The 1,424-nt window shown below is 62.7% G+C and carries 1 protein-coding gene; it reads right to left on the minus strand.

The genetic code is table 11. The features are described from left to right. Positions 1–309: 309 nt before the first annotated feature. The gene (locus FHD68_RS18500) at positions 310–1,305 is read right to left on the minus strand and encodes an IS110 family RNA-guided transposase (protein ID WP_244297989.1); all 996 of its coding nucleotides are present in this window, start codon (positions 1,303–1,305) and stop codon (positions 310–312) included. Positions 1,306–1,424 lie beyond the last annotated feature (119 nt).

A 1,424-nucleotide genomic window follows, 5' to 3' on the forward strand; every position in this document is an offset into this window, starting at 1 on the left:
ATGCCAAGCTGAAGAAGCTGCTGGCCGAGCAGATGTTGGACTTGGCGGCGATGAAGGAACTGGTTTCAAAAAATGTATGGTCCGCCCCGCTATTGCAAGGTTTTCGTGCGTGGCCGTCCGGCTTGCGTAAATGTATCCGGCCTCTGATCAGTCAGCCGCTTTTGGCGGCAAGGCCTTGATGAGATCCGCCCCTCGGGTTCCAAATTAGTGGTGCGGGATCGCGTCCCGCTTTTTTGCGCGTGGCTTACCCCAGGTCGATCAACCGTTTGGTCATCACTTTCCCCTGCAATCGGTTCTGCGGTCGAAGGGTCAGCTCAACGCTGCGCCTCTCGACGGCAGGTAGACGGCGCCGGGCCTTGTGAGGATAGCCCATACGATCCGGGTCAGCTTGTTTGCCAAGGCGACGACGGCCTTGTTGCGGTGGGTTCGTGCCTCAAGGGCTGAGAGCCAGTCACCGAGGGCATGGTTCGCCCGGTTCAGATGCAGAAAGCAGGACCGCGCGCCGTGAATGATCAGTCGCCGCACATAGCGATTGCCGCGTTTGCTGATACCGAGAAGGGTCTGCTTGCCCCCGGTCGAATGCTCTGCCGGCACCAGTCCCAGCCAAGCGGCCAGATCGCGCGCCTTGCGGAATTGCCGTCCGTCCCCTGCGGCTGCGACGATCGCGGTCGCGCCGAGAGCTCCGATGCCCGGGATGGTCACCAGGCGACTGACGGCGTCATGCTGGCTGGCATAGGCTTCGACCTTACCGGTCACAGCCTTGATGCGCCCTTCGATGTAGGCGAGGTCATCGAGCAGCTCTTCGAGCAGCACCCGCATGGCGGGGGTCAGGTCATTCTCCACATTGCCCAGGTGCCGACGGATGTCGGCATGAAAGCCGCCAGCGCCGACTCGCATCGCCAGTCCATATTCAAGGCAGAAGGCTCGCGCTTGGTTGATCAGCGCCGTCCGCTGCCCCACGAGCCGGTCGCGGATGCGATGCAGGGCCTGCAGATCGATCTGCTCGGGTGTGCGAACCTCGACGAAGCGCATCGTCGGCCGCGTCACCGCCTCTGCAATCGCCGCCGCATCGACCGTGTCGGTCTTGTTCGATTTGACATAAGGCTTCACGAAGCGCGCCGGAATGATCCGGGCATCATGGCCCATCGTGGCAAGCCGCCGCGCCAGCCATTGCGAGCTCGGGCAGGCTTCCATGCCGATGAGTGCATTCGGCGCGGCATCGAAGAAGGCCAGCAACGTGTCGCGCGAGAACTTCGCGCGTTGGATCACCGATCCGGCGGCGTTCAGGGCGACGACGTGGAACACCTTCTTGCCGATGTCGATGCCGAAGGCCGCCGTTTGAGGGTCAGGTTGTAAGCGCGACGCGGCCCCCCTCCTGCCGCTTCTGATCTGACCGGGCCATTTTCTGTACGCATGAGCGTTGG

The organism is Paracoccus marcusii, from assembly GCF_006151785.1.
In the GTDB taxonomy this organism is placed as follows: Bacteria; Pseudomonadota; Alphaproteobacteria; order Rhodobacterales; family Rhodobacteraceae; genus Paracoccus; species Paracoccus marcusii.